Consider the following 19,383-nt stretch of genomic DNA (forward strand, 5'->3'; position numbering starts at 1 on the left):
GTCAGGAGTCGCGCGTGGGTTCAGGATGCGCTGCGCGCACGCGGCGCCGATAGCGTAGACAGTGCGGGCAGCCGCAGCTCGGCCACGGTGCCGCCGCCGGAGCGGTCGCGCCAGCCCAGCTCGCCGCCCATCTGGCGCGCGCCACTCTGCGCCAGGTACAGGCCGATGCCCTGGCCGCCGTGCTGGCTGGCCACCGGCATTTCGCCGAGCTGGCCGCGCAGTGCCTCGGGAATGCCGTCGCCATGGTCGGCGACGCGGAACGACAGCCACGGCGCCACGTGTCCCGGCTCCATGGCGATTTCCAGCTGCAGCGGCCGGCTGGAGCGGCCGGCGTTCTGCTGGGCGCGCGCTGCGTTGTCGAGCAGGATGGTCAGGATCTGGCCGACGCGCGCGGTCTCCACCGGCTGCGCGCCGGCGCCCGGCGTGGCGCTTGCCTGCAGGCTGGCGTTGGGATGGCGCAGCTGCCAGCGCTCGGCAAAGGCCGGCAGCCAGGCGTCCAGGCGCTGCGGCGCCAGCGTGGCCGAGTCCTCGCGCAGCCGCGCCAGCGTGGTGCGGCACAGCGCCAGCTGCTGCTCGACGGTCTGCAGGTCGGGCAGGTAGCTGCGGATCGGCGTGGCGCCCAGCGCCGCGTCGGAGGCATCGGCGCGCAGCTCGCCGGCGATCACCGCCAGCGTCGCCAGCGGCGTGCCGATCTCATGCGCCACCGCGGCGGCCTGGCCGTTGAGGTCTTCCACGCGCGCCTCGCGCAGCAGCTGCTCGCGCGCCAGGTTCAGCTGCGCCTCGCGCTGGCGCAGCACGCCCGACAGGCGCGCGACGAACATCGCGATCATCACCGCGCTGGCGACGAAGTTCAGCCACATGCCCGCCAGGTGGTAGTTCACCGCGTTGTCGGGGTTGTGCAGGTCCAGCGGCACGTATTCGAACAGCAGCACCGTGTAGCAGGCGAGCGCATAGACCGCCAGCGCGAGCACCTGCCGCCACGGCAGGATGGCCGCGGCGATGGCGAGGCCCGGCAGGTAGAACGACACGAAGGGATTGGTCGCGCCGCCGGTGTAGAACAGGATCGCCGACAGCGCGGTCAGGTCCACCAGCAGCTGCCCCATCAGTTCGGCTTCGCCGGGCGCCGTGTTGCGCCGCGTGTGCTGGCGCAGGCGCAGCGCCGTGATCAGGTTGAACAGCGCCTGGAGCCCGAGCACCACCATCAGCGGCCCATACGGCAGCCGGATGCCGGCGATCGGGTCGCAGGCCAGCAGCGTCAGCGCCTGCCCCGACAGCAGCGCCCAGCGCAGCCAGAACAGCCGCCGCAGCGTCACCTGGCCGTGGCGCGGCGAGCTGGCGGCCGGCAAGGGCGACAGGAAGGGCAGGTCAGGCAAGCGGGATGAGGGGGATGAGGGGGACACGGCTGCGGCGGTGGTCATGGCGCGAGTGTATCAATGCGGCTGGAAGGTGCCGGCGCGTGCGACACCTTGCCGCATTGGCGGCGCGCCGCCGCGGCTGCCAGACTAGCCGGCTTTGGCCGGCCCGCATGCCCTGGCATGCCTGCACGCGGCGCGCGGTGCCATGTTCTAATCTCTGCTTTCAGGAGAGACAACGATGCAAGCCAAATTCCGCGCGGCCACGCTGGCCGCATCGATTGCCGCACTGGCCACGGCGCTGGCGTCCGGGGCCGCGCTGGCCCAGGTCGACGTCAGCAACGCCTGGGTGCGCGGCACGGTGCCGACGCAGGCCGCTTCGGGCGCGTTCATGGTGCTGCATGCGCACGAGAACGCGAAGCTGGTGGGCGTCTCGTCGCCGGTGGGCGAGGCCGAGATCCACGAGATGAAGATGGAAAACAACGTGATGCGCATGCGGCAGGTCAAGTCGCTCGACCTGCCCAAGATGAAGGACGTAGAGCTGAAGCCGGGCGGCTACCATGTGATGCTGATGGGCCTGAAGAGCCAGCTCAAGAAGGGCGACACCGTGCCCATCACGCTGAAGATCGAGCAGGGCGGCAAGGTGACCGAGCAGAAGGTCAACGCCGAAGTGCGCGACATGGTGCCGGGCGGCGGCCACGCCGGCCACGGCGATCACATGCACTGATCAGCAGAAGCCAGGCCTGGCCCTGGCCGCCAGCCATCATGGCCAACAAGCAGCACGGCACGCGTCAGAAACTGGTGTTCCGCGGGGGCACGCGACTCACACCGCCCGCACCGCCTGCACCCCCGACAAGGCGGGACGCCCGGCCGCAGCCGCCGGTGCCGGGTGCCGCCAAGCCGGCGCGGCGGCGTCAGCCGCGCAAGCTGATCGGCTCTTCCGATTCCTGACTGGCCGCCGCCGCCAGCACGCGCTCGCGCAGCCAGGCGTGGGCCGGATCGGCTTCGGTGCGCTCGTGCCAGATCATGCTGAAGGTGAAGTCTTCCAGCGCAAACGGCGGCTCGAAGATGGCGTAGCGCGGGTCTTCCTCCAGCGCCGACAGGCTGCGCCGCGCCGTGGTCAGCACCAGGTTGGTCCCGGCGATCAGCGCCGGCGCCACGCTCCAGTGCGGCACCACGCAGGCGATCTTGCGCCGCCCGCCCAGCCTGGCGACCGCGGCGTCGATCGCGTCCATGCGTTCGCTGTGGGTGGCCACCAGCACATGCGAGCGCGCCAGGTAGGCCACCTGGTCGAGCCGGCCGGTGTCGCGCACCGTGGCTGCGTCCACTGCGCAGGCATAGCTTTCGCGGAACAATTCGGCCGACTGCACGCCTTCGGGCTGGTAGCTGAACACGCCCAGCGCCATGTCGATCTCGCCATCTGCCACCTGCGCCGTCATGCCCTCGCGGCTGGCCTGCGACACCACCAGGTCGATATTGGGCGCGGCCTTGCGCAAGGCGCGCAGCAGCCGCGGCAGCACCACCAGCGCACCGTAGTCGGACATCGCGAGACGAAAGCTGCGGCGCGCGGTGGCGGGCTGGAAGCCGCTCGGCCCCAGCAGGATGCGCACCTGCGACAGCGCTTCGGCCAGCGGGCCGGACAGTTCATGGGCGCGTGCGCTCAGCACCAGGCCGCCCTTGCCGCGTACCAGGATGGGATCGTCGAGCAGCTGCCGCAGCCGCCCCAGCGCATGGCTGACCGCCGGCTGGCTCAGGTGCAGGCGCAGCGCGGCGCGTGAGATGTGGCGCTCGGCGAGCAGTGCTTCAAGCACCACCAGCAGGTTGAGGTCGATTCCGCGTAGGCTATTCATTCGGCGAATATTAAACGTATGAAAGCAGAATTGGGAATTCGCTTTGCGATATTTCAAACTGTCAGGCATCGCAGTTTGCCCTACGGAGCGTGACATGTCAGGCATCCAGTTGCCGAATTCTTTCCCGATTTCCTTGCTGTTGCCCCTAGTGTTGCCCCTTGCCACCGCCGTGCTGGCGGGCGCCGTGATCCCGTTCCAGGCGGGTGCCAACGCCACGCTGGGGCGTACGCTGGGACATCCGCTGGCGGCGACTCTGGTGTCGCTGCTGGTCAGCCTGGCGGCGCTGCTGCCCCTGCTGTGGCTGCTGCGCGTGCCGCTGCCCGCGGCATCGGTGCTCGCGCGCGCGCCGGCGTGGACGTGGATCGGCGGGGTGCTGGGCGTGTTCTATATCTCGGCTGCCCTGGTGATGGCGCCGAAGCTCGGCGCGGCCGGCTTTATTGCCGCGGTGGTGGCGGGGCAGGTGCTGGCCGCGCTGGCCGTCGACCAGTTCGGCCTGGCCGGATTCGCAGTGCGGGCCATGACGCCGGCGCGGCTGGCGGGCGCCACGCTGATCGTGGTGGGGATGCTGGTGATGCAGTGGAGCAGCGCCGGCGCGTCGTCCGGCCCTGTGCCGGCGGTTCAGCCCTCGGCGGGCTCCGGCGCCTGATCGCCGCGCTGGCGCGCCGCCAGGCAGCTGGGGCACAGGCAGTGCTGGCCGGGCACGATGCGCCGTGCCGGCAGCAGCGGCTGGCTGGCGCACCAGCACTCGCGCAGCCCAGCCACGTAGCCGCAGACGAAGCCGGCGCCGCATTGGCCGCAATGCTCGACGGGGCGAAGCTGGCCGGTCAGGACGGTGGCGGGATCGGTCATGGTGCGGGAACTGATACGGCGGGAACTGGTACGGCGAAGCGCAAGACAAACGGCAAAGGCCGCGAAAGAAGCTGTGCTGTTGCGCGAACGGAACGCCGGCGGGCCGCCGTGGTGCCCCGTGCGGCGCTTGCGGGGCGGATGGCCGGACCTGCCCGGGCCGCGGGACTCGCGCCCCGCGCGGTTTCTTGTAAAATCGGCGCCTGCCATAGCCGGATGGCGCACTTTCGGGCGATCCCTGTTGCGCGCTGTTGCGTTTTCCGCCGGCTACGCGGCTGTTAGCCATCATACCTGTTGAATCTCACGGATGTCCCCCATGAACGCCGACAACCCCGGGCCTGCCGCGACTGCGGTGGCCGCCATCGCTCCCGCACTGAAAGCCGAGATCCTCGCCGAGGCGCTGCCGTATATCCGCAAGTTCCACGGCAAGACCATCGTGGTGAAGTACGGCGGCAATGCCATGACCGAAGAAAAGCTCAAGCACGGCTTCGCGCGCGACGTGATCCTGCTGAAGCTGGTCGGCATGAACCCGGTGGTGGTGCACGGCGGCGGCCCGCAGATCGATGAGGCGCTGAAGAAGGTCGGCAAGGTCGGCACCTTTGTGCAAGGCATGCGCGTCACCGACGAAGAGACCATGGAAGTGGTCGAGTGGGTGCTCGGCGGCGAAGTCCAGCAGGACATCGTGATGCTGATCAACCAGTACGGCGGCCAGGCCGTGGGCCTGACCGGCAAGGACGGCGGCCTGATCCGCGCCAAGCGCCTGCAGATGCCCGACCGCGAGAACCCGGGCGCCTTCATCGATATCGGCTACGTGGGCGATATCGAGGCGATCAACCCGGCCGTGGTCAAGGCGCTGCAGGATGACGCCTTCATCCCGGTCATCTCGCCGATCGGCTTCTCCGACGACGGCCAGGCCTACAACATCAACGCTGACGTGGTCGCCGGCAAGATGGCCGAGATCCTGAAGGCCGAGAAGCTGGTGATGATGACCAACATCCCGGGCGTGATGGACAAAAAGGGCAACCTGCTGACCGACCTGACCGCGCGCGAGATCGAGGAGCTGTTCGCCGACGGCACCATCTCGGGCGGCATGCTGCCGAAGATCTCGTCGGCGCTGGACGCAGCCAAGAGCGGCGTGCATTCGGTGCACATTGTCGACGGCCGCATCGAGCATTCGCTGCTGCTGGAAATCCTGACCGAGCAGGCGTTCGGCACCATGATCCGCTCGCACTGAGCGGCACCGCCGGGGCGGGCCACAACCGGCTGCCCCGGCATCCCATCATCTCCAGAGTCGCCCGGCGTGCCTACCAGTCTTCCTCCTCCGCGCCGTGTCCGCGCTCGCCTGCGCCGCCGTCCCGCCGGGGACAACTCGGGGCGCACGGTCTGGCTGTTCGACCTCGACAACACGCTGCACGATGCCTCGCACGCGATCTTCCCGGCGATCAACCGGCTGATGACCGCCTACGTGGCGCGCGTGCTCGGTTGCGACGAGGCCACCGCCAGCCGCGTGCGGGTGGACTACTGGCAGCGCTACGGCGCGACGCTGCTCGGCATGATCCGCCACCATGGCGTCGATCCCGCCGACTTCCTGCGCGCGGCGCATGAATTCCCGGCGCTGGCCGGGATGGTGCGCGTGCAGCGCGGGCTGGCGGCGCACCTGCGGCGCCTGCCGGGGCGCAAGCTCCTGGTCACCAACGCCCCGCAGGACTATGCGCGCGCTGTGCTGGACATCGCCGGCATCGGCCATTGCTTCGAGCGCGTGGTGGCGATCGAGCAGATGTGGGTGCATGGCCACCTGCGGCCCAAGCCGGACCGCCGCATGCTGCGGCGCCTGCTGGTGCAGGCGCGCGTGGCGCCGCATCGCGCGGTGCTGGTGGAGGACACCGTGTCGCACCTCAAGCGCTATGCCGGCACCGGCATCCGCACCGCCTGGGTGACCGGCTACCTGCGCACCATGGCGCCGTCGCGCCCGCATGACGTGCCTGGCGCGCCCAATTCGGCGCAAGACGATGGCAGCCGGCGCGATGCGGCGGTCCGCTCGACGCTCGAGGCGGAAGAAGACCGCCGCGCCGGCCACGCCGCGCAGGAGCATTCGGTCACGCTGGTGGCCGCGGAATCACAGGTTCCGCAGGCACCGCAGGCGCAGTCCGGCAACGCGCCTCGCGTGCGGGCCCGCGTGCCGAACCGGCCGGCCTATGTGGACATAAAAGTACAATCGATGCATCAACTCCAACGACGAATGCGGAGAAACGGGTCATGACGCAAAGCAACGGGGACCAGCCGGAGGCAGTCATTGCAGGCGGAGCCGACGAGATGGACACACCCGCGGACACGCCCGCGGCGCCTGCCGCGCCGGCGCGCAAGCGCCCGCGGCCGGGCGAGCGCCGCATCCAGATCCTGCAGACGCTGGCGACCATGCTCGAGCATCCGCGCGGGGAAAAGATCACCACCGCCGCGCTGGCCGCGCGCCTGAGCGTGTCCGAGGCGGCGCTGTATCGCCACTTCGCCAGCAAGGCGCAGATGTACGAGGGCCTGATCGGCTTTATCGAGCAGACCGTCTTCGGCCTGATCAACCAGATTGCCGACAAGGAAGAGCACGGCCTGCGCCAGGCGCAGGCGATCGTGCGCATGCTGCTGTCGTTTGCCGAGAAGAACCCGGGCATGACGCGCGTGCTGACCGGCGAGGCGCTGGTGGGCGAGCACGAGCGGCTGCAGGAACGCATCAACCAGGTGGTGGACCGCATCGAGGCCTCGCTGCGCCAGTGCCTGAAGGTGGCAGTGACGCAGGCCGAATTCCCCGCGGATGCCGACATCCCGGCGCGCGCCGCGCTGATCATGGCAACGGTGCAGGGCCAGTGGCACCGCTATGCCAAGAGCGGTTTCCGCAAGTCGCCGTCGGACCATGCCGAGGCGCATCTGCGGGTGCTGCTGGGCTGAAACCGACACGCCGGGCCGATTGCTCTATAATTGCCCGGTCGCGCCGATTTGATGACTGGCTTGCGGGCGCGCGGCAGCTACGGGACCAAGGGACCAAGGGACCAAGGGACCAAGGGACCCCGGTCCGGGCTGCCACTATAAATGCGGCTAAAGAGGTTGGGTCGGCGCCCCATGTCACCACGACAATGATCGCCGGCACGCGGAATCCCGCAAGGAATCCAGTGAATCCCGACTTGGCTGCGATGCTTCACACGCAAATGCCGGTCGGGTTTTTTTATGCCCGTTCGCCGCGGGCCCGGATTCCATGACTGATGTCGCCTTGCCGTCTGCGCCCAGCGCACTCGCCCCGCTGTCGACCGATTCGGTCGGCGTGGTTACGCCGCAGCGCATGCACTTCGCCGAGCCGCTGAAGCTGCGCAACGGCACGTCCCTCGCCGGCTACGACCTGATGGTCGAGACCTACGGCACGCTCAACGCGGCGCGCTCCAACGCGGTGCTGGTGTGCCACGCGCTCAATGCCTCGCACCATGTCGCCGGCGTCTACGCCGACAACCCGCGCGACCTGGGCTGGTGGGACAACATGGTGGGCCCGGGCAAGCCGCTCGACACCAACCGCTTCTTCGTCATCGGCGTCAACAACCTGGGCTCGTGCTTCGGCTCGACCGGGCCGATGAGCGTGAATCCCGCGACCGGCCTGCCTTATGGCGCGACGTTCCCGGTGGTGACGGTGGAGGACTGGGTCAACGCGCAGGCGCGTGTGGCCGACGCGTTCGGCATCACGCAGTTCGCCGCGGTCATGGGCGGCAGCCTTGGCGGCATGCAGGCGCTGGCCTGGAGCCTGATGTACCCGGGCCGTCTGCGCCACTGTATCGTGGTCGCGTCCACGCCCAAGCTGTCGGCGCAGAACATCGCCTTCAACGAGGTGGCGCGCAGCGCCATCCTGTCGGATCCGGACTTCCACGGCGGCAACTACTACGCGCATGGCGTCAAGCCCAAGCGCGGGCTGCGCGTGGCGCGCATGATCGGCCATATCACCTACCTGTCGGACGAGGACATGGCGGAGAAGTTTGGCCGCGAGCTGAAGGCGGAAGACATCCGCTTCTCGTTCGATGTCGAGTTCCAGGTGGAAAGCTACCTGCGCTACCAGGGCGACAAGTTCGCCGAGTACTTCGACGCCAACACCTACCTGCTGATCACGCGCGCGCTGGACTACTTCGACCCGGCGCTGGCCTATGGCGGCGACCTGACCCGCGCCATCGCGCAGACGCAGGCGAGCTTCCTGGTGGCCAGCTTCAGCACCGACTGGCGCTTCGCGCCCAGCCGCAGCCGCGAGCTGGTCAAGGCGCTGCTGGACAACAAGCGCCCGGTCTCGTACGCCGAGATCGACGCGCCGCATGGCCACGATGCCTTCCTGCTCGACGACCCGCGCTACCACAACCTGATGCGCGCCTACTACGACCGCATCGCAGAGGAGATCGGCGCATGAACGCCCTGGCCAATCCCAATATCCTGGCGCTGCGCCCCGACTTCCGCGCGATCGCGCGCTGGATCGAACCCAACTCCACCGTGCTCGACCTGGGCTGCGGCGACGGCAGCCTGCTGCGCGTGCTGCAGGACGAGCTCGACGTGCAGGCGTACGGCATCGAGATCCGCGATGAAGGCGTGCTGGCGTGCGCGCAGAAGGGCGTGCATGTCATCCAGCAGAACCTGGAAGGCGGGCTGGCACTGTTCGAGGACAAGAGCTTCGACACGGTGATCCTGTCGCAGACGCTGCAGACCATCCACAACACCGCACAGGTGCTGCGCGACACGTTGCGGGTGGGGCGCGAGTGCATCGTGTCGTTCCCGAACTTCGGCTACTGGCCGCACCGGCTGTCGGTGTTCCGCGGGCGCATGCCGGTGTCGGAATCGCTGCCTTACCAGTGGTACAACACGCCCAACGTGCGCGTGCTGACCATCAGCGATTTCGAGGAGCTGGCGCCCACGGTCGGCTTGCGCGTCATCGACCGCGTGGTGATGCACGAGGGCATTACCGTTAACTGGGGCGTCAACTGGCGCGGCAGCCTGGCGGTGTACCGGGTCTGCGCGGCCTGACAGGCTTGGCCCTCCCGCACTGTCCCTGATAGTTGCGGCGGGCGCTGGGCAAGGACTGATCAGGCCGGCAGGCCGGTCGCGGTGGCGGCGAGGTGGTCGACAAAGGCGCGCACCTTGGGCGGCACGTGCCGCGTCGGGGTGTACACCGCGTAGGCCGTGCCGATGTAGGGCTCGAGGATGTCCCAGTCCGGCAGCACGGCGACGACGCGGCCCTCGTCCAGCGCGCTGCCCAGCGAGAAATCCGGCACCAGCCCGATGCCGGCGTCGCCTTCCACCATCGTCATGATCGCCAGGCTGTTGTTCAGCGTCAGCCGCGGCGGGATGCGCACCACCACGGCCTCGCCGCCGGCCTGGTGGCGCAGCGTCCAGCGCTCGCCGAAATTGCCGTAGCCCAGGTACAGGCAGCGCGCCGCCGGCAACTCGGCCGGCGCGGCGGGCGTGCCGTGCCGCGCCAGGTAGCGCGGCGAGGCCACCAGCCGGTAGCGCACTTCGCGCAGCGGCCGCGCCGCCAGGCCCGGCGCCAGTTCGCGCGCGATGCGCACCGCCACGTCGAGGCCCTCCTCGACCAGGTCGACCATGCGGTCGGCCAGGGTCAGCTGCAGGTCCAGCGCGGGGTATTTCTGCAGCAGCGCCGGCAGGCGCGGCGCCAGCCAGGCCTGCCCGAACGCGACCGGCGCGCTGACGCGCAGCACGCCATGGGGCGTGCCGCCGTGCTCGCCGGCCAGCGCGGTGACCTCGCGCGCGGCGGCGGTCATGCGTGCGCAGGCGGCGTAGACCGACTGGCCCAGCTCGGTCAGCGCGAAGGCGCGCGTGGTCCGCTGCAGCAGGCTGGCGCCGAGCGTCGCTTCCAGCCGCGACACGTGCCGGCTGACGCCCGACGGCGTCATGCCGAGATCCTGCGCCGCGGCGGAGAAGCTGCCGCATTCGACCACGCGGGCGAAGACGGCCATCGCATTGAGTGGTGTATCCGACATGCAGCGTCTCCGGTCTTTGATCGCAGCTCAAATACTAATTGAGCTTTGGCAGGATTGTTGAGTGGATGGCAGGGTGGAACAATGCCGCCATTGCATCTCCGGAGTGCCCCCATGCTTTCCCCCCAATCCCTGCCCGGCGGCGCCTGGCGCATGGTCGCCGCCATGGTGCTGTCAGGCACCATCGGCTGGTTTGTCGTCACCAGCGGGCAACCGCCGCTGGACGTGGTGTTCTTCCGCTGCATCTTTGGCGGCGCCGCGCTGCTGGGCACGCTGACGCTGCAGCGCGGCTGGGTGCGCATGAGCCGTGCGCAACTGAGCTGGCTGATGCTGGGCGGCGTCACGCTGGTGCTCAACTGGCTGGCGCTGTTCTCGGCCTATGCCTACAGCGGCATCGCCATTGCCACGGTGGTCTACCATACCCAGCCGTTTTTCCTGCTGCTGCTGACGTCTGCGATGCAGCGCGATCCGTTCCCGTTCGCCAGGCTGCCGTGGCTGGTGCTGGCTTTTGCCGGCGTGATGCTGATCACCGGGCTGGAGCACGGCGGCACCGGCGCCGCGATGCTGGCCGGGATCGGCCTGGCGCTGCTGGCGGCACTGCTGTATGCGGTCACGACCATGGCCACGCGCCGGCTGCAGGCGATTCCGCCCGGGCAGATTGCGGGCCTGCAGATGGTGCTGGGCGTGGTGATGCTGGCACCGCTGGCGCATCCCGCGGCCGGCAGCTATCAGACCGGCACCTGGGCCGCGCTGCTGGCGCTGGGGCTGGTCCATACCGGCGTCATGTACACCCTGCTGTACGGCGCCTTCCAGCGGCTGAGCGTGGTGTCGATCGCCACGCTGTCGTTCGTCTATCCGCTGGTGGCGATCGTCATCGACGTGATGGTGTTCGGCGTCGTGCTCGGGCCGCTACAGGTCGCGGGCATGCTGCTGGTGCTGCTGGGTGTGATCGCCAACCAGCTCGGCTGGAGCGTGGTGTGGCGGCGCCGGGCACAAGGCTGATGCGCCTTCTGGAGCGCTTGCATGCGGGGACGGTTGACCGAACTCCTGACTACGGTTAGTGTAGGCAGCTATCGAACGATCGTTCTATTTGCGCCCTTGCCATGACTGCTACCGCTGCCGCCCTGTCCGCCTCCGCCCCCATCGCGCTGCATGCGTTCGACGACGCCATCGCCCTGGAGGCCGCCGGCGAAAATCGTTTCCTGGGCCGCACCACGCCGGCCTACTGGAACATGATCGGCCCGTTTGGCGGCATCACCGCCGCCACGCTGCTGCAGGCGGCGCTGCTGCATCCGCAACGGCTGGGCGACCCGATCGCGCTGTCGGTCAACTTTGCCGGCCCGATCGCCGAAGGCCCGTTCGAGATCGAGGCGCTGCCGGTGCGGACCAACCGCTCGACCCAGCACTGGAACCTGACGCTGCGCCAGGGCGATGCCGTGGCCACCACTGCCACCGCCGTGTTCGCGGTGCGCCGCGAGACCTGGGCCTGCGGCGAGGCGGTGATGCCCGAGGTGCCGGACGCCGACACGCTGCCGGCGATGGGCGGCTTTGCGCCGGTGCGCTGGCTCAAGTCCTATGACATGCGCCCGGTGCGCGGCGCCAAGCCGACCGCCGAGGCCGGCACCGAGCACCCCGACAGCCTGACCCAGTTCTGGCTGCGCGACGCGCCGGCGCGCACGCCGGACTTCGCCGCGGTGGCGTCATGGGCGGACAGCTTCTACCCGCGCATCTTCCTCAAGCGCGCGGGCTTCGTGCCGGCCGGCACGGTGTCGATGACCACGTATTTCCACGCCGATGCGCCCACGCTGGCGGCGCTGGGCGACCGCCACGTGCTGGCCAGCGCGCAGGCGCAGGTCTTCCAGCAGGGGTACTTCGACCAGCGCGCGCAGCTATGGAGCCCGGCTGGCCAGCTGCTGGCCAGCTCGCACCAGATCGTCTACTACAAGGAATAAGCAAGGAACAAGCAGGGAGGGGCTCAGGCGATCGCTTCGCGCGCCTGGGTTTCGTAGCGGTGCACGGTGTTGCGCATTGCCCAGAGCAGCATCACGCCGGGCAGCGCCACCGCCACGGTGCCGAGGTAGAACGGCGCCCAGCCCCAGGCCTCGACCATGTAGCCGGAGGTCGGCCCGACATAGACCCGGCCCACCGACGCCAGCGCCGACAGCAGCGCATACTGCGTGGCCGAGAACGAGCGGTTGCACAGCGTCATCAGCAGCGCCACGAAGGCCGCGGTGCCCATGCCGCCGCACAGGTTTTCCACCGCGATGGTCGCGCCCATGGTCCACAGGTGCGGCGGCGTCACGGCGAGTATCCAGTAGCCCAGGTTCGATACCGCCTGCAGCACACCGAACACCATCAGCGAACGGTACAGCCCCAGCCGCACCATCAGCGTGCCGCCGAACAGCGCGCCGATGATGGTGGCGGCCAGTCCCAGTGTCTTGTTGACGATGCCAACCTCGCCGGCCGAGAAACCCACGCCGCGGATCAGGAAGGTGGTCGACAGGCTGCCGGCAAAGGCGTCGCCCAGCTTGTACAGCACGATCAGCAGCAGCAGCCACCATGCGCCGGGCCGCGCGAAGAAATCGCGCAGCGGGCCGAGCACCGCCTCTTCCAGCGAGCGCGGCGCGCGCGCGGGCACGTCGGGCTCGGGCGCCCACAGCAGGGTCAGGATGCCCACGGCCATCAGCGCCGCCATCAGCAGGTAGGTCTGCTGCCAGCCGAGCACGCGGTCGGCCAGCCACAGCGCCAGGCCGCCCGAGACCAGCATCGCCAGCCGGTAGCCCAGCACCTTCACCGCCGCGCCGGCCCCGCGCTCGGCCGGACGCAGCACGTCGGTGCTGTAGGCATCGAAGACAATGTCCTGCGAGGCCGACAGGAAGGCCACCAGCGTAGCCAGCGCCGCCAGCGTCCACAGCGCCTCGCGCGGCGGGCAGAACGCCATTGCGGCGATGCCCGCCACCAGCCCCAGCTGCGTCAGCAGCAGCCAGCCGCGGCGCCGGCCCAGCAGCGGCGGCGTGTAGCGGTCCATCAGCGGTGCCCACAGGAACTTGAAGATATAGGCCTGGCCCACCAGCGAGAAGAAGCCGATGGTCTTGATATCCAGGCCCTCGACCGTCATCCAGGCCTGCAGCGTGCCGGAGGTGAGCGCCAGCGGCAGCCCGGAGGCAAAGCCCAGGGTCAGCATGGCGCCGATGCGGCGGTTGCGGAAGATATCGAGATAGGCCTGGAAAGTCATGGATGCGCGGGGGGTGGAGCGCCGCGCGGCTGCGCGGGCGCCGTGTATTATTGCATCACCTGTTCGCCGCCCCGCCACTTGTGCTGCGGCAGCGTTGCCAGGGATCGCACCGGTCCGCCGCCACGATCCCTCCACTGCGCCCGAGGAACCGCAAATGCTCCGCCCCCAGCAATGTGTCCAGCGTCCGATTCGTGTCCGGCTCGTCCGCGCGCTCGCGCTGGCGGCGGCGTTGCTGGCCTGGTCCGGCATGCCCGCCCAGGCGCAGGAAACCGAATCCGGAGGCATCAGCATCCAGCGCGGCGGCTCGGCGGTGCGCAATATCGTGCCCGCCGAGGCGATCGAGCAGCAGGCCGCGCAGGAGTACGAGCAGCTCAAGCAGGAAGCCATCGCCAAGCGCGCGCTGGCCGGCGACGACAACCCGCAGCTCAGGCGCCTGCGCGCGATCGGCAAGCGGCTTCTGCCGCAGACCGTGCGCTGGAACGAGCGCGCGCGCAACTGGCCGTGGGAGATCAACCTGATCGGCTCGAAGCAGGTCAACGCGTTCTGCATGCCGGGTGGCAAGATCGCCGTCTACACCGGCCTGCTTGACCAGCTCAAGCTGACCGACGACGAGGTCGCGATGGTGATGGGGCACGAGATCGCGCACGCGCTGCAGGAGCATGCGCGCGAGCGCGCCGCCAAGTCCGAGATCACCAACCTCGGCGCCAACGTCATTTCGCAGCTGTTCGGCTTCGGCAACCTGGGCAACATGGCGCTCGGCACCGGGGCGCACCTGCTGACACTGCGCTTCTCGCGAGCCGACGAGACCGAGGCCGACCTGATCGGCATGGATATCGCCGCGCGCGCCGGCTTCGATCCGCGCGCCGCGGTGTCGCTGTGGCAGAAGATGGGCAAAGTGTCGCAGTCGGGCACTGATTTTTTGTCGACGCACCCGTCCGGGCGCAGCCGCATTGCCGACCTGGAAAAGCACATGCCCGAGGTGCTGCCACTCTACGCACGCGCGATCAACACCCCGGTCGACAGGCTGCCACCGTACCGCGCCAATATGGCGGGACTGGGCGATGCGCCGGTCGACGCGGGCGACGACGACAGAAGCAAGCCGCTGAAGCGCTAGCCGCTGCTTGCGGCGCCTGGCGCCGGCAACCAGGGCGGCCACCGGATCGAAGGACAATGCGACAACCGCAGGGGAACCCGCATGAGCCTGAACCGCATGAGCCCGTCGGAGCAACGGGCCGCCTATATGCTGATCTTCGCGGGCAGCGAGGCCGAGCCCGACCGCTTCACCAGCGACCTGCCGGTCAGCTCCGAAGTCTGGCTGCTGTATGCGTCGGGAGAATCGTTCGAGGTGCCGCGCGGGCTGTTGCTGACCCCGCACCACGCCGCGGGCATTGCCGCCCTGCGCACCGCGGTGCTGCGCCGCCTGCCGGCGCTGGCCGAGCCGGCGGCGGCAGGCCAGCGCTTCCTGGCGGCAAATGAATCGCACCTGCTCGCGCAGATCGATTTCTTCGACATGCTCAGGCTGCTGCCGCTGACGGCATGGTGGCACCGGGAGGTACGGCTGCCGATGGCCAGCGCCAGCTGGTCAACCGCCGCGCGCCACGCGCTCGAGCGCAGCCTCACCGGCGACGCCTTCGTGCGCTGGCTGGGCGAGTCGGTGCTGGCCCATGTGTCCAGCGAGACAGCCATTGCGAGGTTCAAGGACATCGGCTACACCGCTTCCCGGACGCGCTTCGGCGGCATCCCGGCGCCGGCCGGCCAGGCGCTGGGACGGCTGGTCAATGTCGCCGCGCAGTATGTTGCCCTGACCTTGCTGGGACTGGACGACGACAGCTTCCCGCCCGGCGGCCTGACCCGGCGCATCGGGCAGGCGAGCCGGCAGGTGCTTGAAACGCTATGGGCCTGCCTGCAGGACGACCATGCGGCGCCGCCGGATGCCGATGCCGCGGATGCGGCGAAGGTGGCCGCAGTGGCGCCGCTGTGGCGCATCTCGGTCAACCGGCCGGCAGAGCACGCGGTGTTTTCGTCGCGCAAGACCGTGAAGGCGGATGCGGCGATCCGCGTGTTCGATACCGGCGGGCAGGGCGTGCGCTGGGCGGTGATCGACTCCGGCATCGATGCGCGCCATCCGGCGTTCTTCGATCCCGCCAGGCTGGAGGGAGCGCTGCCGGTCAGCGACGGCCTGATCGCACCGCGTCTGTCGCGCGTGGTCAGGACGCTGGATTTCACCCGCCTGTCGGCGATCACCAGCGGCCGCCTGCCGCCCATGCCCAAGGGCAAGCGCGGCCCCGGCGAGGCCGAGCTCAGGGAGCGCATTGCGGCGATCGCCGACGACCTCGCCAACGGCCGCATCATCGACTGGTCCGTGATCGAGCCTTTGCTGGAAATCAGCCAGGAAGACCTGGCGCAATACGTGCCGCCGGGCGGCAGCCACGGCACGCACGTGGCCGGCATCATCGGCGCCGGCTGGCCGTCTTCGGCCTACCTGGCGCGGCCGGAGCCCATGCCGCTGCCGCCCGAGCTTGCCGAAAGCGGCGATGTCAGCGGCATCTGCCCGCGTATCGAGCTGCTCGACCTGCGCATTTTCGATGCGCAGGGCAGGGGCGATGAGTTCGGCATCCTGGGCGCGCTGCAATATGTGCGCTGGCTCAACCAGAGCCGCGACCGGCAATATGTGCACGGCGTCAACCTCAGCGTGGCGCTGCGCCATGACGTGCGCACCTACGCCTGCGGCAGCACGCCGGTGTGCGTCGAATGCGACCGGCTGGTGGCCAACGGCGTGATCGTGGTGGCGGCGGCCGGCAACTATGGCTATGACGAGCAATATGCGGCCGCGCACATGGGCGCGGGCTTTCGCGGCCAGACCATTACCGATCCTGGCAATGCGCGCACCGTGATCACGGTGGGAGCGACCCATCGTACCGATCCCTACCGGTACGGCATCTCTTATTTCTCCAGCCACGGTCCCACCGGCGATGGCCGCATCAAGCCCGACCTCGTGGCACCCGGGGAGAAGATTACCTCCACCGTGCCCGGCGGCACGCTGGCGTCGATGGATGGCACCAGCATGGCCGCGCCGCATGTGTCCGGCGTGGCCGCGCTGCTGCTGTCGCGCAACAATGAGCTGATGGGCCAGCCCGAGACCGTCAAGGCCATCCTGTGCGACGCGGCCACGGATCTTGGGCGCGAGCGCGCATTCCAGGGGGCCGGGCTGGTGGATGCGTTGCGGGCGCTGCAGCGCGTGTAGGCCGCGCCGGTTTCCGGCCAGTAAAAAAAGCCGGCAGTGCCGGCTTTTTTGTTGTGTCCAGGAAGCAGCCGTATCAGGCCTGCAGCCCCGTGGCCTCGTCGGCACCGACATGCACGTTCATGCATTGCACCGCCGCGCCGGCCGCACCCTTGCCCAGGTTGTCCAGGCGCGCGACCAGGTTCAGGCGCTCGGGGGTGCCGAACACGAACAGGTCGACACGGTTGGTGTCGTTGTTGGCCTGCACGTCGAAGAAACCGTCGTCGAGGTTGTCCTCGCTGTTGTACGGCATCACGCGCACGAACTGCTCGCCTTCATAGTGCTTGCGGTAGATGTCGACGATCTGCTCCGGGCTCACCTTGCGCGCCAGGCGCTCGCCGAACACCGGCACCGTCACCGCCAGGCCCTTCAGGAAGTTGCCGACGATCGGGTTGAAGATCGGGTCCGACGACAGGCCGCCCTGCACGCGCATCTCGGGCAGGTGTTTGTGCTGCAGCGCCAGCGCGTACGGGCGCGGGCTGTGCAGCTTCGGGTTACCGCCGGCTTCAAAGTCGGCAATCATCTTCTTGCCGCCGCCGCTGTAGCCGGTCAGCGAGAACGCCGTCACCGGGTAGTCGCGCGGCAGCACGCCGGCATCGACCAGCGGCCGCACCGCCAGCACGAAGGCGCTGGCGTGGCAGCCCGGCACGGCGATGCGCTTGCTGGCACGGATCTTCTCGCGCTGGCCGCGCACCAGTTCCGGCAGGCCATAGGCCCAGTTGTCGGCGGTACGGAACGCCGTGCTGGCGTCGATCACGCAGGTATTCGGGTTGGTCACCAGCGACACCGCCTCGCGCGAGGCCACGTCGGGCAGGCACAGGAAGGCGACGTCGGCGGTGTTCAGGAAGCGTGCTCGCTCGGCCGGGTCCTTGCGCTTGTCATCGGCAATGCGCAGCAGTTCCACGTCGGAACGACCGGAAAGATAGTCAAGCAGCCGGAGACCGGTCGTGCCTTCCTGACCATCGACGAACACTTTGAAAACCATGGCGGACTCGCTCTATGAAATGCGGGGGAATACGCGTGAATGCGCGCGTGAATGCGAAGTATCTCCTGCCGGGCGCAGGGGCGAACCTGCATTGTAGCGGGGATGGGGGCCGGTCGCAGGGGTTTGTACCGATTGGATTCTTGCGGTTTGGCACAGTTCGCGGCTTGCGCTACGAGACCGGCCGGATGCTGCCCCCGCTGGCGCTCGTCAAGCTGCTGAAACTCCTTGACCGCCACCCGGAACTTCTAGAAGAAGTCCGGGCGGCCTGACTACATAGCTCAGAGCGGATAGTCGTAATCGATCGACAACGGCGCGTGGTCGCTGAACTTCTCGTCTTTGTAGATCGAGCACAGCTGCGCCGTGTCGGCGATCTTCGGCGTTGCCAGGTGGTAATCGATGCGCCACCCCACGTTCTTGGCGTATGCCTGGCCGCGGTTGCTCCACCACGTGTACTGGTCCGGGCGAGGATCGAGCTTGCGGAACACATCGACGTAGCCATGGACGTCGAACAACTCGCCGATCCAGGCGCGTTCTTCCGGCAGGAAGCCCGAGTTTTTCAGGTTGCCCTTCCAGTTCTTGATATCGATTTCCTTGTGCGCGATGTTGACGTCGCCGCACAGAACGATCTCGCGCCCGCTGGCCTTCAGCTGCAGCAGGTGGGGCAGGAAAGCCTCCATGAAGCGGAACTTGGCCAGCTGGCGTTCCTCGCCGCTGGAACCGGAAGGCACGTACACCGAGATCACCGCAAGGTGCGGATACTGCACTTCCACATAGCGGCCTTCGCCGTCGAACTCGGCGTTGCCGAAACCGGTGATGATCCGCTCAGGCTTGTGCCGCGTGTACAGGCCCACGCCGCTGTAGCCCTTCTTCTCCGCATAGTGGAAGTAGCCGTGGTAACCGTGTGGCGCCAGGAACGCTTCGGTCATGTCTGCGGCCTGTGCCTTCAGTTCCTGCACGCAGACCATGTCCGCGTCCTGCTTGCCCATCCAGTCGAAAAAGCCCTTCTTGGACGCGGAGCGGATGCCGTTGAGGTTGGCGCTGATAATCCGTAACATTCGGGGAAATTTTGAATTCAGAGAGAAATGATGACGCAGCAGAACACGCCGGCCGCCTTGCCCGAGGGCATGCAGGGCACCGACCTGAGCCAGACCTTTATCCGCTTTGCGCTCGACGCCGGCGTCCTGTCGTTTGGTGAATTTGTCACCAAGGCCGGCCGCAAGTCGCCCTACTTCTTCAATGCCGGCCTGTTCAACCAGGGCGCGATGCTCGGCGAGGTGGCGCAATTTTATGCGAAAACCCTGCTGGCCTCGGGCGTGCAGTTCGACGTGCTGTTCGGGCCGGCCTACAAGGGCATCACGCTGGCCTCGGCGACGGCGGTGGCGCTGGCCGGCATGGGACGTGACGTCGGCTTCGCCTACAACCGCAAGGAAGCCAAGGACCATGGCGAAGGCGGCACGCTGGTTGGCGCCAAACTGCAGGGCAAGGTCGTCATCGTCGACGACGTCATTTCCGCCGGCACCTCGGTGCGTGAATCGGTCAACCTGATCCGCGCCGCCGGCGCCGAGCCGGCCGCCGTGCTGATCGCGCTGGACCGCATGGAAAAGAGCGGGACCGCCGACCAGGTTGGCACGCATTCGGCCGTGCAGGACGTGCAGCGCGAATTCGGCATCCCCGTGATCGCGATCGCCAGCCTGAAGGACCTGCTGGCCTATCTCGACGCGTCGCAGGACCAGTCGCTGGCTGCTTCGCGCGAGGCCGTGTCGGCGTATCGGCAGCGCTACGGCGTCTGACGAAGCCTTGCGCCCGCGCGCGGATGCGCCGGGCGCTGCAACG

The 19,383-nt window shown here is 68.6% G+C and carries 19 protein-coding genes and 1 pseudogene; 13 read left to right on the forward strand and 7 right to left on the reverse strand.

Annotation, left to right across the window (positions count from 1 at the left end):
- Positions 1–20: 20 nt before the first annotated feature.
- Positions 21–1,418: an ATP-binding protein gene (locus AC5WJ1_RS00815; RefSeq protein WP_135704208.1), complete on the reverse strand. Its 1,398-nt coding sequence runs from the start codon at positions 1,416–1,418 to the stop codon at positions 21–23.
- Positions 1,419–1,593: 175 nt separating this feature from the next.
- On the opposite strand from AC5WJ1_RS00815, the gene AC5WJ1_RS00820 reads away from it, so the two are divergent.
- A complete protein-coding gene (locus AC5WJ1_RS00820; protein ID WP_133098138.1) occupies positions 1,594–2,079 on the forward strand; it encodes a copper chaperone PCu(A)C in 486 nt (161 codons plus the stop codon).
- A 187-nt stretch (positions 2,080–2,266) separates the two neighbouring features.
- Here the strand turns inward: AC5WJ1_RS00820 and AC5WJ1_RS00825 are convergent, their stop codons facing one another.
- The gene (locus tag AC5WJ1_RS00825) at positions 2,267–3,202 is read right to left on the reverse strand and encodes a LysR family transcriptional regulator (protein WP_494476302.1); all 936 of its coding nucleotides are present in this window, start codon (positions 3,200–3,202) and stop codon (positions 2,267–2,269) included.
- Between the two features lie 94 nt (positions 3,203–3,296).
- Between AC5WJ1_RS00825 and AC5WJ1_RS00830 the strand changes: the two genes are divergently transcribed.
- Positions 3,297–3,848 (forward strand): DMT family transporter, encoded by a 552-nt coding sequence (locus AC5WJ1_RS00830; RefSeq protein ID WP_494476303.1) that lies wholly within the window; start codon positions 3,297–3,299, stop codon positions 3,846–3,848.
- Here AC5WJ1_RS00830 and AC5WJ1_RS00835 read toward each other — a convergent pair.
- Positions 3,821–4,051, reverse strand: a complete 231-nt coding sequence (locus tag AC5WJ1_RS00835) for a cysteine-rich CWC family protein (RefSeq protein ID WP_494476304.1) — start codon at positions 4,049–4,051, stop codon at positions 3,821–3,823. The genes AC5WJ1_RS00830 and AC5WJ1_RS00835 overlap by 28 nt on opposite strands.
- A 313-nt stretch (positions 4,052–4,364) precedes the next feature.
- Between AC5WJ1_RS00835 and argB the strand changes: the two genes are divergently transcribed.
- The 5 genes from argB (at position 4,365) to metW (ending at position 9,079) form a co-directional block, all read left to right on the forward strand.
- Positions 4,365–5,282: an acetylglutamate kinase gene (gene argB, locus AC5WJ1_RS00840; RefSeq protein ID WP_084254770.1), complete on the forward strand. Its 918-nt coding sequence runs from the start codon at positions 4,365–4,367 to the stop codon at positions 5,280–5,282.
- Between the two features lie 66 nt (positions 5,283–5,348).
- Entirely contained in the window at positions 5,349–6,308 is a 960-nt protein-coding gene (locus AC5WJ1_RS00845; RefSeq protein ID WP_135704216.1) for a pyrimidine 5'-nucleotidase, read from the forward strand.
- Positions 6,305–6,985: a nucleoid occlusion factor SlmA gene (slmA, locus tag AC5WJ1_RS00850; RefSeq protein WP_195428588.1), complete on the forward strand. Its 681-nt coding sequence runs from the start codon at positions 6,305–6,307 to the stop codon at positions 6,983–6,985. Before AC5WJ1_RS00845 ends, slmA begins: the two co-directional genes overlap by 4 nt.
- A gap of 304 nt (positions 6,986–7,289) precedes the next feature.
- A complete protein-coding gene (metX, locus tag AC5WJ1_RS00855; RefSeq protein ID WP_494476305.1) occupies positions 7,290–8,471 on the forward strand; it encodes a homoserine O-succinyltransferase MetX in 1,182 nt (393 codons plus the stop codon).
- Positions 8,468–9,079, forward strand: a complete 612-nt coding sequence (gene metW / locus AC5WJ1_RS00860) for a methionine biosynthesis protein MetW (RefSeq protein ID WP_063241126.1) — start codon at positions 8,468–8,470, stop codon at positions 9,077–9,079. Before metX ends, metW begins: the two co-directional genes overlap by 4 nt.
- 59 nt (positions 9,080–9,138) lie before the next feature.
- Here the strand turns inward: metW and AC5WJ1_RS00865 are convergent, their stop codons facing one another.
- Entirely contained in the window at positions 9,139–10,053 is a 915-nt protein-coding gene (locus tag AC5WJ1_RS00865; protein WP_133098144.1) for a LysR family transcriptional regulator, read from the reverse strand.
- 111 nt (positions 10,054–10,164) lie between these two features.
- Between AC5WJ1_RS00865 and AC5WJ1_RS00870 the strand changes: the two genes are divergently transcribed.
- Together AC5WJ1_RS00870 and AC5WJ1_RS00875 are read left to right on the forward strand one after the other, a co-directional pair.
- Positions 10,165–11,052, forward strand: coding sequence for a DMT family transporter (locus AC5WJ1_RS00870; protein WP_494476306.1), 888 nt, complete (start codon positions 10,165–10,167; stop codon positions 11,050–11,052).
- Positions 11,053–11,153: 101 nt separating this feature from the next.
- Positions 11,154–12,002, forward strand: coding sequence for an acyl-CoA thioesterase (locus AC5WJ1_RS00875; protein ID WP_135704220.1), 849 nt, complete (start codon positions 11,154–11,156; stop codon positions 12,000–12,002).
- A 23-nt stretch (positions 12,003–12,025) separates the two neighbouring features.
- Here AC5WJ1_RS00875 and AC5WJ1_RS00880 read toward each other — a convergent pair whose 3' ends face one another.
- On the reverse strand, positions 12,026–13,285 hold the full coding sequence (locus AC5WJ1_RS00880; protein WP_133098147.1) for a muropeptide transporter: 1,260 nt from the start codon (positions 13,283–13,285) through the stop codon (positions 12,026–12,028).
- A 154-nt stretch (positions 13,286–13,439) separates the two neighbouring features.
- On the opposite strand from AC5WJ1_RS00880, the gene AC5WJ1_RS00885 reads away from it, so the two are divergent.
- Complete coding sequence (locus AC5WJ1_RS00885; RefSeq protein ID WP_133098148.1) at positions 13,440–14,399, forward strand: M48 family metallopeptidase; 960 nt, start codon at positions 13,440–13,442, stop codon at positions 14,397–14,399.
- Positions 14,400–14,480: 81 nt separating this feature from the next.
- Complete coding sequence (locus AC5WJ1_RS00890) at positions 14,481–16,529, forward strand: S8 family peptidase (RefSeq protein ID WP_135704222.1); 2,049 nt, start codon at positions 14,481–14,483, stop codon at positions 16,527–16,529.
- Positions 16,530–16,602: 73 nt separating this feature from the next.
- Here AC5WJ1_RS00890 and argC read toward each other — a convergent pair whose 3' ends face one another.
- Positions 16,603–17,550 (reverse strand): N-acetyl-gamma-glutamyl-phosphate reductase, encoded by a 948-nt coding sequence (gene argC / locus AC5WJ1_RS00895; RefSeq protein WP_135704224.1) that lies wholly within the window; start codon positions 17,548–17,550, stop codon positions 16,603–16,605.
- A 167-nt stretch (positions 17,551–17,717) separates the two neighbouring features.
- Here argC and AC5WJ1_RS00900 point away from each other — a divergent pair.
- A pseudogene (locus AC5WJ1_RS00900) lies at positions 17,718–17,819 on the forward strand (type II toxin-antitoxin system MqsA family antitoxin); the annotation flags it as partial.
- A 9-nt stretch (positions 17,820–17,828) separates the two neighbouring features.
- Here the strand turns inward: AC5WJ1_RS00900 and AC5WJ1_RS00905 are convergent.
- On the reverse strand, positions 17,829–18,605 hold the full coding sequence (locus tag AC5WJ1_RS00905) for an exodeoxyribonuclease III (protein WP_135704226.1): 777 nt from the start codon (positions 18,603–18,605) through the stop codon (positions 17,829–17,831).
- A 30-nt stretch (positions 18,606–18,635) separates the two neighbouring features.
- Here AC5WJ1_RS00905 and pyrE point away from each other — a divergent pair, with 30 nt between their 5' ends.
- Positions 18,636–19,340, forward strand: a complete 705-nt coding sequence (gene pyrE, locus AC5WJ1_RS00910) for an orotate phosphoribosyltransferase (protein WP_431189917.1) — start codon at positions 18,636–18,638, stop codon at positions 19,338–19,340.
- Positions 19,341–19,383: the final 43 nt, after the last annotated feature.

The sequence above is a fragment of the Cupriavidus sp. MEYA8 genome, assembly GCF_059278825.1.